Origin of the sequence: Teichococcus aestuarii (assembly GCF_042651065.1) — a bacterium.
Lineage (GTDB): Bacteria > Pseudomonadota > Alphaproteobacteria > Acetobacterales > Acetobacteraceae > Pseudoroseomonas > Pseudoroseomonas aestuarii.
In genome coordinates this window covers 1-15,196 of record NZ_JBHSCH010000012.1, presented here as the reverse complement: position 1 = coordinate 15,196, position 15,196 = coordinate 1, and the positions used below count along the sequence as shown (strand labels likewise).

The following is a 15,196-nucleotide window of genomic DNA, read 5'->3' as shown; positions in this document are numbered from 1 at the left end:
CTCCGCTTCGACGGACCGAGGTGACGGTTTCTGCCACGGCTGCTGGAACCCGCCCAGATCTCGGGGCTTCGCGGTCAGGCCTGCATGACCTCCAGGAAGGCACGGAATGCAGCGCCCGGCTGGCGGCGGCTTGGGTAATAGAGGTGGTTGGCCGCCAATACCGGTGCCCATCCCGGTAGCACCTGAGCCAGCGACCCGGCGCCGAGATACGGGGCAGCCTGGAGACGCAGCAGACATACGATTCCAAGCCCGGACAGTGCCGCGCCACGCATCAGGTCGACATCGTTGGTAATGAAGGTCTCGGGGACCGCACGCCCGAACATCTCGCCGTCGCGCACGAAATCCCAGCGGTGGAGCGCCCCCGACGAAGTGTGGCGGCAACTGATGCAGCGATGTGCGCCGAGGTCATCCGGCGTTGCAGGCACACCGTGCGAGGCAAGATAGGCTGGTGCCGCCGCGAAAACGAGTTCCATGGGCTCGCTGATCCGCACCGGGATCATGTCGCCCTGTAGCCCGCCCGCGTGCCGCACGCCGCAATCGAACCGCTCGGCCACGATGTCGACGAGCCCGTCGTTGATGACCGGTTCCACCGTCACCTCCGGGTAGCGCTGCGCCAGCGTCGCCAGGCGGGGCAGGACCACATGCACGGCAGCTGGCCGATGCGCATTGATGCGGACCCGACCCATCGGCCGGTCGCGCGCCTGGTCCAGCTCGGCCAGCATGTCCTCCACGGAGGCCAGGGCCGGGCGCAGCCGCAGCAGGAGTTGCTCACCCGCAGAAGTCGGCGAGAGTGAGCGGGTGGTGCGGTCCAGCAGGCGGATGCCCAGCCTGCCCTCCAGGGCCCGCATGGCATGGCTCGGCGCCGGCGCCTCTGACCATGCTCCACTAAAATCTTGCCCGGACCAGTTGATGGGGGCTGGTCAGGCCGCCCTGCTCAAAGGTGTCCTGGCATCAGCACTAGCCAGCAACTGGTCCAGGAGCGCATCCGGGACCCGAGGGTGCGCCGCGCCAAACCATCCAGATCGCGGCGCCTGTTTTCGTGTACAAGAGCCATATCGGCATCGACCGGCTACATGCCCTGATCCGCTGCTGGACGGTGATCGATGCGGCTCACCAGGACAGCCGTAGCTTTGCTGGCGTGCTTGATCCTGAGAACGCCGCCAGCCATGTCTGGACAGACACCGCCTACCGGGCGAGGCGCAATCTGGAGACCCTGGAACGCCGTCGGCTGCGTGAACGCATCCAGTTCCGCCATCCCCTGCGGCGTTCACTCTCCAAGCGGCTGGCGAAAGCCAATGCGTCGCGCGCCTGGATCCGCTCCGGCATCGAGCATGTCTTCGCCGCGCAGAAGCACCGCATGGCGCTCTTCGTCCGCACCATCGGCATCGCCCGGGTGCGGGTGAAGACCGGCATGGCCAATCTCATCCACAGCGTCAGCCGCCTGACTTGGCTCCGCGCCCGAGATTGCCTCCGATCGGGCGCACCGATGAATTCTTCGGAGTGTCCAACCGCATTAAATTTGGTGATCTTGCCGCTGCTCACCGGTCCGTGCGTTCACTTAAAGCCTAGGAGGGGGACCGGGGTGTCATTTTTTGGCATTGTCCCAGCAACCTAGCTGAAGGGGCGCTGTTATCGCTGTGCTGACACACAACAAGGGAGGATCAGCACAATGCGCAGCGTCATCAAGCTTGCGGGTGTTGGCGTATTGGTGTTCGGGCTGGCAGCGTGTGGTGATAGCCCTGGTGGACGTGCTGTGTCTGGCGGATTGCTGGGAGCGGGTGCCGGCGCTGGTGTTGGAGCTCTAACCGGCGGCAGCGCAGGCACAGGCGCACTTGTTGGTGGCGGTCTTGGCGCAGCAGGTGGTGCGCTTACTGCGCCTAGAAACCGATACTGATCACTGGCCGCAGAAAAGGGGAGCAGAAATGCTCCCCTCTTTCAGGGTCGGCAAACTAACAGCGCATTGCTGTGCCGGAAGCCTGAGTTACAGCGCCTTTCAAAACCTGGGCTACAGAACCCACGAGCAGATGGAGAACGCTGCCGCCTGATTCCTGTCCATCAAATCAGGGGAAGATCACCATCTGCAGTGACGCAGGCTCACTTGGCTAAAGGTTTCCAGGCTCAGGGTGTGGCCAAGCTCCGCCGCAGCCGTGCCAGCGCGCCAGGCAGACCGCGCACCTTCAGCACCCGGCCGGCTTCGTCATATTCTTCGGACAAGACCCGCACGCTGTCATAGACCTCGCCGATCAGGCCCTGGGTGGCATAGGGCAGCACCAGCACATCCTCCACCATAGCCGCCTCAAAGAAGGCGATGATGATGTCCCGCAGCGCACTGACATCCTCGGGCCTGTGGGCAGAGAGCAGGACCGCATCGGGATGTTTCTCGGCCAGGGCGGCGCGCCTGACATTGTCCACGCGATCCATCTTGTTCAGCACCAGCCGGGACGGCACGGTCTCCGCGCCGATCTCACGCAGCACGCTGCGGGTGACCTCCAGCTGCGCCTCATAGGTCGGGTCCGACGCATCGACCACGAAGAGCAGCAGCGAAGCCTCCAGAGCCTCCGTCAGGGTGGAGCGGAACGAGGCGACCAAGTCATGCGGCAATTGCTTGATGAAGCCCACCGTGTCGGAAACGAGCACGCGTGGCCGGGTTTCCGGCTGCAGGATGCGGATGGTGGTGTCCAGGGTGGCGAACAGCTTGTCCTCCACCAGCACCTCGCTACCGGTCAGCGCCCGCATCAGCGAGGACTTGCCCGCATTGGTGTAGCCGACCAGCGCCACGCGCAGCTGGTCGCGCCGGGCGGAGCGGCGATGGTCGCTGTCACGCTGCACCGCTTCCAGCTGATCCTTCAGCTCCGCCAGCCGGTCTCGGATCTTGCGGCGGTCAAGATCAAGGGTGCTCTCGCCCGCGCCCGGCCCCTGCCGCCGCTCGCCGCCCCCCGAGGATTCCCGCAGGCGGGGCGCGACATATTTCAGGCGCGCCATCTCCACCTGCAGCTTCGCCTCACGTGTATTGGCATGGCGGTGGAAGATCTCAACGATGACGCCGGTGCGGTCCAACACCTCGGCGCCGGTGGCACGCTCCAGGTTGCGGATCTGGCTGGGCGAGAGTTCATGGTCGACGATGACGAACTCCGGCTTGTTGCTGGCTCCCAGCTCGGGCTCGGCATTTTCAGCTGCGTTTTCGGACCGTCGCGACGCCTTGGATTTTGGGGCGCCCGCCATCGACGCGACCACACCGGGGCCGCCGGTCAGCGCCGCCAGTTCCGCCAGCTTGCCGCTGCCCAGCAAGGCACTGGCGCCGGTGCCCTCGCGGCGCTGGGACACCGTGCCGACCACCTTGTAGCCCAGCGTCTTCACCAGACGTCCGAGCTCCTCAAGGCTGGCCTGGTGCGCGATGTCATCGACCTCCGGGGTCTGAATGCCGACAAGGATGGCGCAGGGGATAGGGGGTGTGGTCTCCATGGGCACTTCAGTAGCATGGATCGGGCCGCATCCTCGACGTCCAGGAACGGTGCGAAGTCCGCCTTGTGCCGCGGCCCGCCGCAGCGACGCCAATCAGGAGGGATCAGGCCTGATAAAATGATAAGCTTATCCTTGTCACAGCACGCAAAATAATACTTGTAAAACGGAAGACCATCCTCTACATAGGATTTGTCAGTTTCGTTGTTCCGGTTTGCTGGTCCTGCCCATTGATTTGGGTTATGAGCTTGTTTCCGTTTCAAATTGAAGATGATCCGTCGCGCAATACTGCTCGGCGGCTTTCCGTTTTGATCGGAAATATCCTCATGTCTATCGGCACCGTTAAGTGGTTCAACAGCACCAAGGGCTACGGCTTCATTCAGCCCGAGGACGGCTCGAACGATGTCTTCCTGCACATCTCCGACGTGCAGCGCGCTGGCATGGACGTGCGTGAGGGCGACAAGCTCGAGTACGATGTTCAGCGTGGCCAGCAGGGCAAGCTCTCGGCCGGCAATCTTCGCCAGGCCTGAAGGCAGGAGCGGCAGTCTTGCCGCTCCCCCTATAGCCATCGCAGCGCCTGCGCTTTGATGGGCCTCGAGCCCCGGTCGGATCCCCGACCGGGGCTTTTCTGTTTTTTGGATTCGGCAGATTTGTGTCTCTGGACCTTCCCCAGCAGCGATCATGCGCCAATTCTCTGCCTTTATCGGCGAGGAGTAGCGCCTTTTGAACATCGGCATACCCGATGAAGACGCAGTTCAAGGCAGGGAAGAAGCACCCAGCAGGCCGCCGCCGGCGGCGTTGAGGGCAGAGCATGATCTGACCTGACCGGGTCGGACAGGGATTCCCGGGCGGCTGGTCTTCATTGATGAGACCAGCGCCCCGGCCAAGATGGCGCGGCTCCATGGCCGCTCCAAACGTGGCGCCCGCTGCCGGGCACCCGTGCCTCACGGTTACTGGAAGACGACCACCTTCACCGCTGCGCTTGCCTGGCCTGACCGCGCCGATGGTGCTGGACGGCGCGATGACAGGCGAATGGTTCACCGCCCATGCCCGGCAGATCCTGACATCCACCCTGCGCCCCGGTGACATCGTCATCCTCGACAACTTGGCCGCCCACAGGGGGCGCTGCGGTCCGGGAAGCCATCCAGGCTGCGGGCGCGACACTGCGGTTCCTGCCGCCCGCACCATCGGCGCGCTCTGGGACATGATCCGAGATGCGCTCCCGCAGTTCCCGCCCCAGGAATGTGCCAGCCACTTCACCGCCGCAGGATATGAACCAGACTGACCAGATTATGCTCAAGCCCCCGTTTGCGGCAACAGCCAGCCGGCGACGCTATGAGCGCAGGGGGCAAGACATGCATCGGGTTGTTCGGCATCGGCGCGAGCCTGGGCGATTGTGGCTATGCGCCGTGTCCGGTTGAAACAGGAGCCACGCCAGGCTGTGCATGCGCATCATCGCGCCAGGGCGTGGGTGAGGACCGGTATTGCCGATCTCGCCTACAACTTTCGGCCTCGCCTGGCTCACCACATGAGCTGCGCCCTTATAGGCTCACAGCCCACGCGAGGAACGTCACCGGCCGCATCCAGCCAGTCCCCCGACGCTCGTCAGCGTCGGAGCGTCATGAACTGAAGCACGTTCCTGTTCTCGGATACCGCGCAGCAGCAGACAGTTCGAAGTCTCATCTGCCGCCGGAGGCTACAGCATCGGCTGTCGAGTTCGCGCTATAGCCGCGGGCCTTGGCATCGTCACTGCCTGCTGTGTCATCCAGCAGGTTGAGAGACCGGCCTCAGCCCCGCGGCGCTCAGGCAGGATTAGTTGACCGAAGCCCCGGAAGCTTTAACGATAGGCACCCAGAGGTCGACCTCGTCCTTCACATATTGCGCGAAGCGTTCTGGCGTATAGCCACGCATCATCGGTGTACCCATCTCCTCCAGTCGCCGCCCGATCGTGGCATCCCCGAGCGCAGCATCCACCGCCGCCGCCATGCGCTCGACGATGGGCTTGGGCAGGCCGGCAGGTCCGAAAATGCCGTACCAAGAGTAGGCCTTGTAGCCGGGCAGGCCAACTTCCGCGGCAGTCGGCACATCCGGCATGATGCTGGAGCGTTCGTCCGTCGCCACGAACAGCGTCTTCATCTGGCCATCGCGGTTATAGGGCAGCATCAGGCTGGGGATGTCGCTGTTGAACTGGATCTCGCCGGAGAGCAACGCGGTAAAGACCTGCCCGGCGCCACGATAGGGCACATGCACAGCCTCGGCACCGATGCGCTGCAGGAAATTGGCCGAGGCCAGGTGCCCGGTCGATCCGATGCCGCTGCTGCCATAGGAGTATTTGTTGGGATTGGCCTTCAGCTGCGCGATCCAATCCGCCGTATCGCGCACCACAAGCCCCTTGGTGACGACGCTGTGGCAGATGGGAATGAAGTTGGTGGGCGCGATCGCCGTCAGGTCCTTCACCGGGTCATAGGGCAGGTTCCGGTACAGCCCCGCCGCCACGCCGGTGGAGGAGAGCGTGGCCAGCACGAAGGTGTAGCCGTCCGGCCGTGCCTTGGCGACGAAATCGGTGCCGAGGACGCTGCCCGCTCCCGGCTTGTTCTCGACGATGACGTTCTGCCCCAGCAATTCGCTCAGCTTCGGCGCCAGCAGGCGCATGGTGATGTCGGTGCCACCTCCGGGCCCGAAGGGAACAATCAGGGTGATCGGCCTGCTCGGCCAGCTGCCGCCGGTCTGCGCGCGCAGCACGGCCGGCGCCATCAATGCGGCACCTGTCAGCGCCATCAGGCCGCGCCGCTGTACCGCAAGCATCGGGTGGCCGCTTTTCATCTGGGTCATGTCTCTTCGCTCCTGCGTGGTTCGCAGCGTTTCGGGCGTATCCGCCGGCTGTTCCGCCGGCCAGTGGTCAGGCCGGTGGTCAGAATGATCCGCCATTGACGGGCAGGAGCTGCCCGGTGACGAACTTCGCGAGGTCCGAGGCGAAGAACATCGTCGCGTCGGCGATGTCCTGCGCCTCGCCGAGACGGCCGAGCGCGATGCCGGAGAGGGCGGCGGCGCGCCGCTCTTCCCCCTGCGTCTCCCAGCTGTGCAGCTTGCCGGCGTCGGTCAGCACCAGGCCGGGCGCCACGCTGTTCACCGTGATGCCGTAGGGCCCGAGTTCCATGGCCATCTGCCGCGTCAATCCCAGGACCGCGTGCTTGGCGGTGCAGTAGGCCTGGATGCGGGTGCGGGAGGGCCGGAAGGCGGCGCCGGAGCTGATGTTCACGATGCGCCCGCCGCCGGCCCGCTTCATGCCCGGGGCAGCGGCGCGGATGGTGGCAAAGGTGGCGCCGAGGTTGAGGGCCATGATGGCGTCCCAGTCCTCGTCCGGCACCGCCTCCACCGGGCGGTGATGCTGGCCCATCATGCCGCCGGCGTTGTTGACCAGCACGTCAATGGCACGCCCCGCCGACTGTTCCACCTGCGCGATCCAGCCGGCCGCGGCGGCCCGGTCGGTCAGGTCGGCCGGGGCCGCTCGGATCGTCGTGCCTGCGGCGGTCTGCTGGAGGCCCGCCGTATCCAGGTCGGTCGCGTGAACCTCCGCGCCACGTTCGGCGAAGCTTCTGGCGATGGCGCGGCCGAAGCCCATCGCCGCCCCGGTGACCGCCACAACCTTGCCGCTGAAATCCAGTGTCATCCTGCCCGTTTCTCCCGCGTGGTGTTCTTCGCTTCCGCCTGTTCCAGGATCCGCAGCGCCAGTTCCGCCCCGGCGTCGTTATGGGCCGCGCAGAGCGCTTCCGCCTCGGCTGCGCGACCACCGGCAATGGCGTCCCGGATGGCGGCGTAGGCCGCCAGCCCCTCCCGCACCCGGTGCGGCAGCGCCATCGACAGGTTGCGCAGCAGCACCAGCCGGTTGTGCACCGAGACCAGCATCTGCTGCAGCACCGGATTGCCGCTGCCCTCGCCGATGGCCGCGTGGAAAGCGTCGCCGGCGCGGACGATGGCGCGATGGTCCTGCGCTTCCGCGCCCTGCTCCAGGGCCACCGTCGCGGCGGCGATGGCGGCGAGCGCCGCCGCCGGGCGGGCCTCCGCGCAGAGCCGGGCGGCGTAGCCGACCAGCACGCCGCGCACGCCGTAGAGGTGGCGCGCATCCTCCGCCGTCACCGCCGTGACCGAGGGGCCACGATGCGGGCGCAAGGTCACCAGCCCTTCGGCCTCCAGCTGCCGCAGGGCCTCGCGGACCGAGGTGCGGCTCGCCCCTGTCAGGGCGCAGAGCTCACGTTCCACCAGCTTCTGCCCCGGCGCGAAGCGGCCGGAGACAATGGCGGCGCGCAAGGTGTCACTGAGCACCGAGCGAAGGGTGACGACCTGTGCGGCCACCTGGAAGGACATGCTGTCGTTGACGGGTTCCATCCGGGACAGGATGAATTATTGTATGACAAACAGTCAAGTTCTTGACCCGCCTTCCGCTCTCCCCGATGACTGGGAGCCTGAGCGGTGGAGGAAATGACCGATGGCGGAACCCGTGGTGATCTGGGGCGCAGGGGCGATCGGCGGCACGATCGGCGCCTTCCTGCGCCGTGCCGGGCATGAAGTGCTCTTCGTGGACGTGGTGCCGGAGCATGTGGCCGCGATCCGCGAGGGAAGGCTGCACATCGAGGGGCCAGTCGCCGATTTCATGACCGGCGGCCCTGCCGTTCTGCCCCAGGATGTGCGGGGCCGGCACCGGCTGGTCATTCTCGCCGTCAAGGCCCACCACACGGAAGCCGCAACCCGGGCTCTCGCCCCGCACCTCGCGGAGGACGGGGCGGTGGTGTCCTGCCAGAACGGCCTCAACGAGCTGACCATCGCCGAGATCGTCGGACGGGAACGCACGATCGGCGCCTTCGTGAACTTCTACGCCGACTATCTGGCGCCCGGCCACCTGGCCTATGCCAAGCGTGGCGCCGTGGTGGTGGGCGAACTGGACGGGGCGCGGACTCCTCGGCTGGAGGCCCTGCACGCCCTGCTGCGGGAGTTCGACGAGGACGCGGTGCTGAGCGGCAACGTCTTCGGCTATCTCTGGGGCAAGGCGGGCTATGGCGCCATCCTCAAGGCCTCGGCGCTGACCAACGACACCATCGCCGATTTCATCGCCGCGCCGGAGCGTCAGCTTCTCATCCGCCGCCTGGTGCAGGAGATCCTGGCCGTGGCCGCGGCGGAGGGCGTGGACCCGCTGGGCTTCGATGGCTTCGACCCGATTGCCTTCCTCCGGCGCGACGACGCGGCCATCGCCGCCTGCATGCAGCGGATGGAAACCTTCAACCGCGGCTCCGCCAAGCCGCGCAGTGGGATCTGGCGTGACCTCGCCATCCGCAAGCGGCAGACCGACGTGGCGGCACAACTGGCGCCGGTGCGTGCCGCCGCGCGGCGCCATGGCCTCGCCACCCCCATCGCCGATGCGCTGGTCCGCCTGATCGGCGAGATCGAGCGCGGAGAGCGCGCCATCGGCCCGGAGGCCGCCGACGCGCTGGCCCGGGTCGCCGCGCAGCACTGAAGCCCGGAGGAACGACGACGATGACCGAACCGCAGCACCATCCCGCCGGCGCACCCTGGGACTGGCCGGAGCATGTCTGGCGCGGCGTGGTGGAGCGCGCGCGTGCCGGCCGCAACCTGCGGCCGCGTGCCTGGCCGAATGGCGCACGCTGCGCCGTCGCCCTCTCCTTCGATGCCGACCATGAAACCATCCCGCTGCGCGACGCGGATGAAAGCCCGATGCGTATCAGCCAGGGCCAGTACGGCGCGCGTGCCGCGATGCCGCGCATTCGCAGCCTGCTGGCGCGGGAGAACGTCAAGGCGACCTTCTTCTATCCCGCCGTCTCCGCCATGCTGCACCCGGAGGAGGCGCGCGGCGTGGCCGGGGATGGGCACGAGATCGGCATCCACTCCTGGATCCATGAGCGGAACACGGCTCTGCCCTACGAGGTCGAGCGCGACCTCGCCTTCCGTGCCGCCGATGCCCTGGAGCGCGTCACCGGCCAGCGGCCCGTCGGCATGCGCACGGCGAGCTGGGACTTCTCGCCACGCACCCTCGACATCATCCGCGAGATGGGCCTGCTCTACGACAGCTCGCTGATGGCCGATGACGACCCCTACGAGCTGACAGCGAATGGCGAGCCCACCGGCATCGTGGAGTTGCCGCCGGAGTGGATCCGTGACGACGCCGTCTACTTCAACATGAACCGCTTCGGCGGGCTGCGCCCCTACACGCCGCCTTCGGCCGTCGCCGAGGTCTTCCTGGCGGAGCTGGAGGGGGCTTATGCCGAGGGCGGCCTCTATCTGCTCACCATGCACCCGCACCACATCGGCCACCGCAGCCGCATGCCTGTCCTGGAAAAGGTCATTGCAGCCGCCAAAGCGAAGGGGGATTGCTGGTTTGCGACCCATGCCGAGGTGGCCGCCTGGTGCAAGCAGAACGCCGTGTGATCGCCGCGCACCAACGGAACCGTCCCGGATTTGATCATGCCGAAGCAGGCCGGACCGGGGCCACATCAATAACCCATCGTTTCCTGCCAAGCCTCTGGCTGCTCTCGGCGCCGCAGCGGTCGATCTGGTGCCTTGCCGCACCGGAGGCAGGCACGGCGGCTGCGGCGTCAGACATCTTGGCAGCCTTTTCTTAATTCGGTCGCCCAGGTGATGGGCATGACCGGCGGTGCAGCGGGTAAGGCTGTCGGCGCCATGGCTGTCCGGCAGGCAAGCGAGGTTCCCGGTGGGATGCAGGCCCGGCACGCGGCGTAGGGCACGGGCAGCCGCCTGGCGCAGATGCCTGCCAGCGATCTGGTGCGCATGAGCCTGCAAACCGGGACGCCTCTGGCCGGGAACCAGTTCGGCGGGCATTGAGCGGATTGGGTCGGGAAGGCCCCTCCCCGTCCGTCACGAAGCCAGCTTCGAAGCCTTCCGCAGAGCCGCGTTCGCGCGGCTCTGCCATCCGGGTCCGGACGCACGGAGAGCATCAAGCACATCACGGTCTGGCCGCAGGGAGACCATCTCTTTGTTCGGCGCCTTCTGGGCACCCCTCACCTTCCGCTCGGCGAGGAATGCGGCAGGCAACACCTCTGCGGCAGGTCGAGCGGCGGCAAGGTCCTGCTCGGTCCATTCCGGGTTGCCGGCATCAGCCGCAACACCAGTATCTTCAAACCAGCACTAGGAAATGCTTCGCCACCAGCGGCGCGTCAGCCAGAGTGCCAGCAGGCCCTCGGCGGCGGAAAGCGCCACGGCGTAGTGCGCGCCGATCGCATCCGCCAGCAGGCCAAGATGGATGAAGCCGACCGGCCCGACGCCGATGCAGACGGAAAGCAGGCCGAGCACGCGGCTGCGCATCTCCGGCGGCGTGGCGAGAAACACCAGCGTGGTCTGCATGATGCTGAAGCCCGAGCCGCCCAGCCCCGCCAGCAGCAGCGCCACTCCGGAGGGCAGGACATGCGGCAGCAGCGCGAAGAGCGCCATCAGCGCGCAATAGGAGGCGACGCCGCCGACATAAAGGCGGCCATAGCGGTCCGGCCGCGCCAGCCAGGCAATAAGAAGCGCACCGAAGAAGGCGCCGACGCCGTCCATGCTGGCCAGGAAGCCGACGCCCTCCGCGCCGAGCAGCAGCCGGTCCTGCCCGATCACGGGCACCATGCTTGTCGTCGGCCAGGCGAAGATGTTGTAGATCAGCGTGACGATCATGATGGCGGTCAGCCGGCGGTCGTCCAGCACCAGCCTGACGCCGGCGGCAACCCGGCCCAGCACGCCCTCGCCGGAGGGCGCCTGCGCCTCGTTGCGGTAGGTCAGGCGCAGCGTCGCGCCGATCGCCACGAGGTAGAACAGCGCGCTGAGCAGAAAGGGGCCCTGGATGCCGGTCGTGGCCAGCAGCACCCCGCCCAGCGTTGGGCCCAGCATGCGGCTGGCATTGTTGGTGCCCACATCCACCGACATGGCGATGCTCATCCGCTCGGCACCGACCACCTGCCCGAGCATCATGCGGCGCACCGGGTTGTCCGCCGCCCAGCTGACGCCGTTGATGAGGCTGGCCACCGCGAGGTGCCAGACCTGCAGCGCCTCCGCAATCGCCAGCAGCCCCAGCGCCAGGGACGTGGCGAAGGAGGCGAGCACGATCAGCAGCAGCGCAGTGCGCCGCTCCATCCGCTCCGCCCAGGCGCCGAGAAAGGCACCGAGCAGCGCCATCGGCACCAGCCGCAGCAGCATCATGGTGGCGACCAGCAGGGCCGAGCCGCGCTCCTGGTAGACGAAGACACCGACTGCGATGGTTTCGATCCAGCGGACGCCGAAGATCACCAGCCCGACGATCCAGAGGCGACGGAAATCGGGCTCGGCAAAAACAGTCAACAACGGCACGCCGCGCGACGGCGCGGCTGCGGCATCAGACATCTTGGCACCCTTTTCCCCCAACCTTGTGCCAACGGTCTGATGGCAACATCCTTGTCATCAGACCAGGCACAGCACGTCAGTGCCACATGCTCGACGTTCTGGTGAGGTTCTGGCCGCTACACCTTTGTGATACCGGCGTAGCGGTACCGATCACCCATCGGCCCGGTGTCGAGGCAGGTGACTGCGGCGTGGGTGACGGAATTCTCGATCAGCTGGAACAGCATGACGAACGGACTGGTCTGCTGCCCTTCCCGCTGTAGCGCCTCATACATTGCGGCACGCTTGGCGGCGTCAGGCTCCTTTCGGGCAGCCAGGTTACGAGCGCTGATCTCCGGGATGCTCCAGTTGGCGCGCCCGGGCGAAGTTCTGTTCCGGGCATCATCGGAGTTGTCGGTGTTGATCAGGAAGGCCTCGGCATTGGTGTTGGGGTCGAAGTAGTCGCTGCCCCACTGCACCTGGGCGAGGTCATGCTGCCGGGCGCGTGTCCGGCTGACGACTTGCCGGCTGCCCCCCCGGGTTCATGCACAGACCGATGCCGATCAAAGCGAGGTTGGCTTGAATGGCCTGGGCGATGTCTGCGAAGGGTGGCTCGGCCGTGTAGTCGAGGTTGACCTCGAAGCCCTTCGCCAAGCCGGCCTTGGCCGGCTGTTCATCAGGAATTGCCGCATCCAGGTCGTACGTCATGTGGCTCACGGCCAGTTTGGCGGCTGAGCGATTGGTGGCGCGGCTGAAGGAGACGGCTTGCGGGCTATTGAAGACGAGATCTGGGCAAATCCCTGGCGCAGGACGATGGAAAAGCCAGCCGATCAGCGGGCTTTTCTTGCTCGTACTCACGGTGCTCAGGTTGGCCACACCTCGGTTTTTTCTGCCCGCCGCTGCCCCGTCTGAGATGCACCAGAACCTGATGCGGGCCGCAGCTGGCTCTCTTGCATGACGCGCTCCACACCGTCCTTGCCGCGAACCCTGTAGGACCGGAAGCCGCCCTCCTGCGGCATAACCCGGGTGATGGTAAAATCACCGGCTGGAATGTGGGCGTCCCCGGTGCCTCGACCAAAGGCTACGGCCTGGCCGACCTCAAACTTCGCATCGCTCATGGTAACTAATCCTATCGGCGGCACCGCTGCCAGCAGTGCCTGGGGGTCTCATGCCATCTGCTGATGCAAGATATCACCTCAGGGCGTTCGACCGACAATGGCAGGTAGCATGGAAGAAGCTTGATCTGGCACATCAAACCAAGCCTTGGGCTGATGGCCTGCTGCGTCGCGGGCGGCAGCGCCCGTGGGGAGGCCGTCTTGCTCCTGGATCGACCTGCAAAGATCAGAACAGGGCAAAAAGAGAAGCTCAACCTTTTGGGATCACGTCATAATCAATCTTGTAAAATAGCATACGCCATTCTAGATAAGTGGCGTCAGTTTCGTTGTTCCGGTTTACTCCTCCTGTCCAACCATTTGGGCTTTGAGCTTGTTTCCGTTTCAGAGCGAAGATGATCCGCCGCGCAATCGTGCTCGGTGGTTTTCTGTTTTGATGGGAATATTCTCATGCCGATCGGCACCGTAAAGTGGTTCAACAGCACCAAGGGCTTTGGCTTCATCCAGCCTGAAGACGGCTCCAAGGACGTGTTCCTGCACATCTCCGACGTGCAGCGCTCCGGCCTGCAGGAGCCGCGTGAAGGCGACCGGCTGGAGTTCGAGTTGGTGAAGGGTCAGCAGGGCAAGGTCTCGGCCGGCAATCTTCGCAACGCCTGAAGGTTGAGTGGCCGCCGCGCCACTCCCTGAACAACCATCGCAGCGCCTCCGCTGTGGTGGTCTGAAGCCTCGGATGGACCTGTCCATCCGAGGCTTTTTCTGATGCGGGCTCGATCATGCTGAATCCGCGTCATGTCATCGCCGATCATCCCGACCGGCCTTGCTTCAGGGCAAGCAGCACGACAGGAACAATTTGTGCAATCCAAAAACATGAAGACCGACAGCGTCAGTCCGGTTGCTGACGCTGATCAGGAGGTCGAGGTGCTGTACCTCGCGAAGCGGCACCGGGTATCACCTGCCATTATCCGCGAAATCATGCGCCGCGCTGGATCCACAGAGCGGAGTGCTGTTGAGCGGGAGCTGCAGAAAGGCAAGGCGCGCCGCTAGCCGCGGATCTTCACACCATAAGCTGTTCTGTTGTTGAAGCTTATGGTGTGGCGCTCAACGTTGGCGAGCCTTCCGCGCTGCATACCGCGCGTCGCGTGCCGCCTTCTGCTGTGCCGGCAGTTCAGCGGCGTGCTTGGCCGCCGCCTCGGCTTCCAAAGCCTGTTGAACAGCCAAAGCCCGCTTCTCCTCAGCCTTTGCCGCCGCCTCAGACTTGAGACGCGCGGTCTCGGCGTCACAGGCGATCTTGCGAGCGGCATTCCTGGCGTCGCGCGCTTCGCTGGTGGCCTTGCGTGCGGCCGCCTGTGCGGCAACCGCAGGATCGTTTGGTCCTGGACGCGCCCGGAAGCGCTCCAGCATAGCCTCCTTCGCCCGGGCTGCTGTTGTCAGCCGTTCGCCGAAAGCATCGCTTTTGTGGGAGATCATACTGCCATTCTAGTCGCGATTGGCCAGAACACCTAATCATCTTTGTGATCCAGCAGTGATCCGTGCGGGTTCATCCGGCCTCGATCGAACCGTTCCACAGAATGCCTGTCAGGATATCAAGGTATAGTCTTGCCGCATGTGCAGCAGGACACCATGGCCGTGATGGCTGCTCCCACTGCGATTGCCACCCGGCAACCCCTCGTGGTCTAGCCGCCCACAGTCCGCCTCCCTATCTTCCCCCGCATGCTCCGTTCCCCTGCTGCCGACCTGGCTCCTCTCATCAAGCTGTTGCAAGCGGGTGTTTCACCCGAGCGCGCTGCCGCCGAACTCTCTCGCGTCCTGGCAATCTGGACGGCCGAGCTCAAAGACGACGATGAGCAGTTGCAGGAGCGACTCTCGGGCTTGGCCGAGCAGATGACGATGGGGATCGAGGACATGCACGAGGGCATCGCTGAAGCGAGCGACAAAGGCAAACCCACGTTGCGGCGGATCCTGGCGACGCACGAGGCGGTGCTGGATGGGGTGCGGAAGGCGCAGGAGGCGGGTTAACCATCGCACCGCCCCACCAGGGTGGCTACCACAGCACACACCTTGTTCCGGCCCATGCAGAGCCTATCGAGCACACAAACCGGCCGGTTTTGTTGATAGCTGACTGAGGGTTCGCCGTTATCAGGGCCAAAGAGGCGCCCCCTCCAGTCCCGCGGTTTCCGGCAGGCCGCAGATCAGGTTCGCGTTCTGCACCGCCTGGCCGGCCGCGCCCTTGCCGAGATTGTCCACCACCCCCATCGCGATCACCAGGT

General features: G+C 65.6%; 17 protein-coding genes and 2 pseudogenes. 8 read left to right on the top strand and 11 right to left on the bottom strand.

Annotation, left to right across the window (positions count from 1 at the left end; translation table 11 throughout):
• Positions 1-74 precede the first annotated feature (74 nt).
• On the bottom strand, positions 75-911 hold the full coding sequence (locus ACFOY6_RS07365; RefSeq protein WP_379649948.1) for a LysR family transcriptional regulator: 837 nt from the start codon (positions 909-911) through the stop codon (positions 75-77).
• Between the two features lie 128 nt (positions 912-1,039).
• Here ACFOY6_RS07365 and ACFOY6_RS07360 point away from each other — a divergent pair, with 128 nt between their 5' ends.
• A complete protein-coding gene (locus ACFOY6_RS07360; RefSeq protein ID WP_379636920.1) occupies positions 1,040-1,615 on the top strand; it encodes a hypothetical protein in 576 nt (191 codons plus the stop codon).
• 503 nt (positions 1,616-2,118) lie between these two features.
• Here the strand turns inward: ACFOY6_RS07360 and hflX are convergent.
• Positions 2,119-3,462 carry a GTPase HflX gene (hflX, locus tag ACFOY6_RS07355; protein WP_379649872.1) on the bottom strand — a complete coding sequence of 448 codons (1,344 nt, stop codon included), beginning with the start codon at positions 3,460-3,462 and terminating at the stop codon, positions 2,119-2,121.
• Between the two features lie 323 nt (positions 3,463-3,785).
• Between hflX and ACFOY6_RS07350 the strand changes: the two genes are divergently transcribed.
• Both ACFOY6_RS07350 and ACFOY6_RS07345 read left to right on the top strand, forming a co-directional pair.
• Entirely contained in the window at positions 3,786-3,989 is a 204-nt protein-coding gene (locus tag ACFOY6_RS07350; RefSeq protein WP_109519250.1) for a cold-shock protein, read from the top strand.
• Between the two features lie 313 nt (positions 3,990-4,302).
• Positions 4,303-4,744, top strand: a pseudogene (locus tag ACFOY6_RS07345) (transposase); the annotation flags it as partial.
• 527 nt (positions 4,745-5,271) lie between these two features.
• Here ACFOY6_RS07345 and ACFOY6_RS07340 read toward each other — a convergent pair.
• The 3 genes from ACFOY6_RS07340 to ACFOY6_RS07330 all read right to left on the bottom strand — a co-directional run bounded on the left by ACFOY6_RS07340 (position 5,272) and on the right by ACFOY6_RS07330 (position 7,845).
• The gene (locus ACFOY6_RS07340) at positions 5,272-6,291 is read right to left on the bottom strand and encodes a Bug family tripartite tricarboxylate transporter substrate binding protein (protein WP_379649870.1); all 1,020 of its coding nucleotides are present in this window, start codon (positions 6,289-6,291) and stop codon (positions 5,272-5,274) included.
• 79 nt (positions 6,292-6,370) lie between these two features.
• Complete coding sequence (locus ACFOY6_RS07335) at positions 6,371-7,129, bottom strand: SDR family NAD(P)-dependent oxidoreductase (protein WP_379649868.1); 759 nt, start codon at positions 7,127-7,129, stop codon at positions 6,371-6,373.
• Entirely contained in the window at positions 7,126-7,845 is a 720-nt protein-coding gene (locus ACFOY6_RS07330) for a GntR family transcriptional regulator (RefSeq protein WP_379636918.1), read from the bottom strand. The genes ACFOY6_RS07335 and ACFOY6_RS07330 overlap by 4 nt, the downstream gene beginning before the upstream one ends.
• Before the next feature lie 100 nt (positions 7,846-7,945).
• On the opposite strand from ACFOY6_RS07330, the gene ACFOY6_RS07325 reads away from it, so the two are divergent.
• On the top strand, positions 7,946-8,968 hold the full coding sequence (locus tag ACFOY6_RS07325; protein ID WP_379649866.1) for a ketopantoate reductase family protein: 1,023 nt from the start codon (positions 7,946-7,948) through the stop codon (positions 8,966-8,968).
• A gap of 20 nt (positions 8,969-8,988) precedes the next feature.
• Entirely contained in the window at positions 8,989-9,897 is a 909-nt protein-coding gene (locus ACFOY6_RS07320) for a polysaccharide deacetylase family protein (protein WP_379637295.1), read from the top strand.
• A gap of 447 nt (positions 9,898-10,344) precedes the next feature.
• Here ACFOY6_RS07320 and ACFOY6_RS07315 read toward each other — a convergent pair.
• The 5 genes and pseudogenes from ACFOY6_RS07315 to ACFOY6_RS07295 form a co-directional block, all read right to left on the bottom strand.
• Positions 10,345-10,563: pseudogene (locus ACFOY6_RS07315) on the bottom strand (BrnA antitoxin family protein); the annotation flags it as partial.
• Positions 10,564-10,614: 51 nt separating this feature from the next.
• On the bottom strand, positions 10,615-11,841 hold the full coding sequence (locus ACFOY6_RS07310; RefSeq protein WP_379649864.1) for an MFS transporter: 1,227 nt from the start codon (positions 11,839-11,841) through the stop codon (positions 10,615-10,617).
• 116 nt (positions 11,842-11,957) lie between these two features.
• Positions 11,958-12,296: a hypothetical protein gene (locus ACFOY6_RS07305; protein ID WP_379649862.1), complete on the bottom strand. Its 339-nt coding sequence runs from the start codon at positions 12,294-12,296 to the stop codon at positions 11,958-11,960.
• A gap of 10 nt (positions 12,297-12,306) precedes the next feature.
• On the bottom strand, positions 12,307-12,693 hold the full coding sequence (locus ACFOY6_RS07300) for a hypothetical protein (RefSeq protein WP_379649860.1): 387 nt from the start codon (positions 12,691-12,693) through the stop codon (positions 12,307-12,309).
• Complete coding sequence (locus ACFOY6_RS07295) at positions 12,681-12,935, bottom strand: hypothetical protein (protein WP_181378338.1); 255 nt, start codon at positions 12,933-12,935, stop codon at positions 12,681-12,683. The genes ACFOY6_RS07300 and ACFOY6_RS07295 overlap by 13 nt, the downstream gene beginning before the upstream one ends.
• A 444-nt stretch (positions 12,936-13,379) precedes the next feature.
• Here ACFOY6_RS07295 and ACFOY6_RS07290 point away from each other — a divergent pair, with 444 nt between their 5' ends.
• On the top strand, positions 13,380-13,586 hold the full coding sequence (locus ACFOY6_RS07290) for a cold-shock protein (protein WP_109519260.1): 207 nt from the start codon (positions 13,380-13,382) through the stop codon (positions 13,584-13,586).
• Between the two features lie 132 nt (positions 13,587-13,718).
• On the top strand, positions 13,719-13,973 hold the full coding sequence (locus ACFOY6_RS07285; RefSeq protein ID WP_379636907.1) for a hypothetical protein: 255 nt from the start codon (positions 13,719-13,721) through the stop codon (positions 13,971-13,973).
• Positions 13,974-14,027: 54 nt separating this feature from the next.
• Here ACFOY6_RS07285 and ACFOY6_RS07280 read toward each other — a convergent pair whose 3' ends face one another.
• A complete protein-coding gene (locus ACFOY6_RS07280) occupies positions 14,028-14,396 on the bottom strand; it encodes a DUF6481 family protein (protein ID WP_109519261.1) in 369 nt (122 codons plus the stop codon).
• Positions 14,397-14,639: 243 nt separating this feature from the next.
• Here ACFOY6_RS07280 and ACFOY6_RS07275 point away from each other — a divergent pair, with 243 nt between their 5' ends.
• Positions 14,640-14,945 (top strand): hypothetical protein, encoded by a 306-nt coding sequence (locus ACFOY6_RS07275; RefSeq protein ID WP_379636905.1) that lies wholly within the window; start codon positions 14,640-14,642, stop codon positions 14,943-14,945.
• Positions 14,946-15,196: the final 251 nt, after the last annotated feature.